Below are 4557 nucleotides of genomic sequence, written 5' to 3' on the forward strand. Positions count from 1 at the left end.
AGATGCGGCGCGCTGCGCATGCCCATGATCGGGATCACATCGGTGAGGCCCGCATCGGTATCCAGATGGCCGCGCACGATGTTGAGGAAGTCGATCAAACCGCTGCCCTTCAGCCGCTTTGAAATCTCGATGCCCTCTTCTTTCGTGATACCGCCCGCCATCATTTCATCGGCGGTATAGCGAATGCCGAGCAGAAATTTTTCGCCGCCGCGTTCGCGCATGGCGCGCATGACATCAAAGGTAAAGCGCAAGCGATTATCCAGCGATCCACCGTAAGGACCGTCCAGCGTGTTGGTGAGCGGCGACCAGAACTGATCCATCAGATGTCCGTACGATTCGATTTCCAGCCCGTCCAGACCCGCCGCTTTCATGCGCTCGGCGGCATCCGCGAAATTCTGCACGATGCGCTCGATATCCCAGTCTTCCAGCTTCTTCGGAAACGCACGGTGCGACGGTTCGCGGTGATGCGAAGGCGACACCGCTGGTAACCAATCCCCTTTGTCCCAGCGCGTGCGCCGTCCCAGATGCGTCAACTGGATCATCACTTTCGCGCCGTGCTCGTGGCACTCATCGACGAGATCCTTCATCCACGGCACGACTTCGTCCTTGTACGCGAGGATATTGTTGAACACGGGCGGGCTGTCCTTGGACACGGCGGCGGAGCCGGCTGTCATCGTCAATGCAATGCCCGCCTTGGCCCGTTCAACGTGATATGCGCGATACCGCTCCTTCGGCATGCCGTCCTCGGCATATGCCGGTTCATGTGACGTCGTCATGATGCGATTGCGGAACGTCAGATGTTTGAGCGTGTACGGCTGCAGCAGCGGATCCGTGGACATGAGCGCCTCGTTGAAGCGATTTTGGGAATAAAGCGATTCGTTGTGGTGCGTTGTGCGTGCAGATTAGGTCGCCAGTACACATGTGTCAAGTACAGCGACAATGGTGTACAGTACATTAAAACGCAAGCAGAAAGGAAAGCAATGGATCAGACCGTCGAAACCGTACGCGGCTCGGCCGATATGTGGCTGGATTGCGCATACGAAAGCCTGCTGGAAGGCGGCGTGGAATCGGTGCGCATTTTGCCGCTCGCCAAGAAGTTGAATCTCGCCCGCACGAGCTTCTACTGGTTTTTCCGCGACCGCGACGAATTGCTCGACGCGCTGATCGCGCGCTGGGAAGAAAAGAACACGGGCAACTGGATCAAACGCAACGAGGCCTACGCGGACAGCATCTGCGAGGCCATGCTGAATATATTCGACTGCTGGTTCGACGGCGCGCTGTTCGACACGCGTTTCGAAGCGGCCATTCGCAATTGGGCGCAGCAATCGCCAGAGATTACGCGCCTCATCCAGAAGGACGATAAGCAGCGCATCGACGTGCTGACAGCGACTTTCGTGCGCTTCGGCTACGAAAAGCATGTCGCCGATGTGCGCGCGCGCACGACGTATCTCACGCAAGTGGGCTACGCCGCGACGCAGCCTAACGAGAGCTTTAAAACGCGCATGAAGCGCATCCCCGAATTCGTCGAGATATTTACCGGCTTGCGCCCGCAAGACTGCGAGATGCAGCGTTTTTATGCGCGGCGCAACTACAAAGCGTGACGCCTTGCTTGCGCGTCACGCATAACTCAAAGTAATGCGGAGGTGAAAACAAATCACGTTGACAGCGCATTAATGCACTCAAATACTCGGCGCCAACGCGATGCCCTTAGGCCGTGCTCGCGTTGCCTTAGCAATCTCCCTTAGCACTTTTTTCTTAACGATCCAAACAATAAACCGTGTAAGTCAGCAATCAGATCAACTACTCATCCGTCGCGACAAGGACACAGGGAATCTCACATGAAAGCTTCCTCATTCGTACGCTTCGTCTTGAACGCAGGCGTGACGGTATCAGCCGTCACTTTCGCGATGTCCGCTCAGGCAGCCGATCCCCTCAAGATCTCGCTGGCCAACTGGGCCGATACTCAAGCGGTCACCTACACCGCGAAATACGTGCTGGAAACCAAGCTCAATCAACCTGTGACGCTGATCGTCGCCGATCTGGGCATTCAGTTTCAGGGCGTGTCGCGCGGTGATGTAGATCTGATGCTGGGCGCGTGGCTTCCCGTCACGCACGCGGCCTACTACGCACGCTTCAAGGATGAGATGGACGATCTGGGCGTGATTTATACGGGCGCTAAGATCGGCTGGGCGGTGCCTGATTACGTACCCGAGAGCGAAGTTTCATCGATCGCGGATCTCAACAAGCCCGACGTCAAGGCTAAGCTGAACGGCACGATTCAAGGCATCGAACCGGGTGCGGGCGAAATGGTGGCATCGGAAAAGGCGATGAAGGAATACGATCTGGCAGGGTATAACCTGATCCGCGCCAGTGAAGCCGGCATGCTCACCGCGATTGCGCGCGCTTATCCTGCCAAGAACTGGATTGTCGCGACGGTATGGAGTCCGCACTGGCTGTGGCAGAAGTACAAGATGCGCTATTTGAAAGACCCTAAAGGCGTGCTCGGCGGTGACGAACAAATTCGCGCCTTTGGCTCCAAGCAGTTCGCGACCAAATATCCGAAGGCTTATACCTTTATCAAGCACTACAAGCTGACGCTGGCCGATGTCGAACAGATCGAACTCGACGGCAATGCATCAAATGACTGGAACGCGGCGGCCAAGAAATTCGTCGATTCGCATCCGGAGAAATTGCAGGCGTGGTTGCAGCAATAAACGCTTAAGGCGCTAAGCAAATTAAGCACGCTTAGCGCCCGCCTTGGGGAAAACCCGATTACTTAGGTAATTGACACGTATGGACCTAGGTAATTTGAGCACCTACTCTGCTTTCAATTCGGACGAAAACCGTTCATTGAAAGGGGTGGATGATGATTCAGGCAAGCCAGGAAGTCGATACGAAGACGCTGCGGCGTGTCATAGCGGCCGCGTCGATAGGTAATTTCGTCGAGTGGTTCGACTTCGCCGCCTACGGCTTTCTCGCCACGATCCTCACTAAAGAATTCTTTCCCAGCGGCGATCCGACTATCGGTCTGCTCAAGACTTTCGCGGTCTTTGCGGTGGCGTTTGCATTTCGTCCGCTAGGCGGTTTGTTCTTTGGCGTGATCGGCGACCGGATCGGCCGAAAGCGCACGCTCGCTTTCACCATTCTGATGATGGCCGGCGCGACCACGCTGATCGGCCTGCTGCCCACGTATGCGAGCATCGGTTACTGGGCGCCGCTGCTTCTCACGGTGATTCGCTGCGTACAAGGGTTTTCCGCAGGTGGCGAGTATGCGGGCGCTTGCGCCTATGTGATGGAACATGCGCCGCGCAAACGCCGTGCGTTCTTCGGCAGCTTCGTGCCGGTCTCGACCTTCTCTTCTTTCGCCTGCGCCGCCGTGGTCGCTTATGCGCTGGAATCATCGCTTTCCGCCACATCGATGGTGGAATGGGGATGGCGCGTGCCGTTTCTCATTGCTGCGCCGGTTGGTCTGATCGGCGTGTATCTGCGGATGAATCTGCATGAAACGCCGGCGTTCAAGGCACTCGAAGGCAATCACGACGTCGCGCATGCACCGTTGATGGAAACGCTGCGCTCGCAGTCGCTGAATATCCTTAAGCTCGGCGCGTTCGTTTCGGTCACGGCGCTGTCGTTCTATACATTCACCACGTATTTCGCGACTTATCTGCAAGTCGCGGGGCATTTGTCGCGCCCCACTTCGCTGCTCGTGACCGTGCTTGCGCTTTTCTTTGCAGCGGCCATTTGCCCGCTTGCGGGTCTGTTCTCCGACAAGGTCGGCCGCCGCGCCACGATTGCGAGCACCGGTCTCTTTATCATCGTCACGGTATATCCGGCGTTTTCGCTGGGCGGCTCGGGTGAGTTGTCGTCGTCGCTGTTGGGCGTTGCGTTGCTTGCCATCGGTGCGGTGTTGTCGGGCGTGGTCACTGCGCCGCTGCTTTCCGAAACCTTCCCGACCAAGACGCGTTACACCGCATCGGCAATCACGTACAACCTCGCCTATACGATTTTCGGCGGCACCGCGCCGCTCGTGGCGACATGGCTGATCGCGGAAACCGGCAGCACGCTGTCGCCTGCGTATTACCTGATCGCTGTGTCGATCTTTGCGATGCTCGGCGGCCTCTCGCTGCGTGAAACATCGAGCACGGCGCTCGAAGAAGCAGGCGGCGCTGCATTTGCAGGCGCGAACGGCGCAGCCGCCGTGAAGCCCGTTGCCAAACGCACCATCTGAACGGATACGGAGATACATCATGAGCACGCTTCACGACTCCAGCATCATCATCGATGGCCTGAATATTTCGAAGTTCGAACGTTCCGTGTTCGAAGATATGCGCAAGGGCAACGTGACCGCTGTGAACTGCACGGTCTCAGTGTGGGAAGACTTTCAGAAGACCATCGACAATATCGCGGAAATGAAGCAGCAAATCCGCGAATACAGTGACGTGCTCACGCTGGTTCGGACCACCGATGACATTCGGCGCGCCAAGAAAGAGAACAAGACCGGGATTATCTTCGGATTCCAAAATTCATACGCGTTCGAAGACAACCTCGGTTATATCG

The 4557-nt window shown here is 56.9% G+C and carries 4 protein-coding genes and 1 pseudogene; 4 read left to right on the plus strand and 1 reads right to left on the minus strand.

What is annotated here, in order from left to right:
- Positions 1–839 (minus strand): annotated as a pseudogene (locus P7F28_RS04490) (N-methylproline demethylase); the annotation flags it as partial.
- Positions 840–980: 141 nt separating this feature from the next.
- Between P7F28_RS04490 and P7F28_RS04495 the strand changes: the two are divergent.
- From P7F28_RS04495 to P7F28_RS04510, 4 genes are all read left to right on the plus strand, one after another.
- Positions 981–1601, plus strand: coding sequence for a TetR/AcrR family transcriptional regulator (locus P7F28_RS04495; protein WP_277183239.1), 621 nt, complete (start codon positions 981–983; stop codon positions 1599–1601).
- Between the two features lie 237 nt (positions 1602–1838).
- On the plus strand, positions 1839–2714 hold the full coding sequence (locus tag P7F28_RS04500) for a glycine betaine ABC transporter substrate-binding protein (protein WP_277183240.1): 876 nt from the start codon (positions 1839–1841) through the stop codon (positions 2712–2714).
- A 149-nt stretch (positions 2715–2863) separates the two neighbouring features.
- Positions 2864–4228, plus strand: coding sequence for an MFS transporter (locus tag P7F28_RS04505; protein ID WP_277183241.1), 1365 nt, complete (start codon positions 2864–2866; stop codon positions 4226–4228).
- Positions 4229–4247: 19 nt separating this feature from the next.
- On the plus strand, positions 4248–4557 hold a 310-nt coding region (locus P7F28_RS04510; protein WP_277183242.1), incomplete at its 3' end, for a membrane dipeptidase.

It is taken from the genome of Caballeronia sp. BR00000012568055, from assembly GCF_029439455.1.
Lineage (GTDB): Bacteria > Pseudomonadota > Gammaproteobacteria > Burkholderiales > Burkholderiaceae > Caballeronia.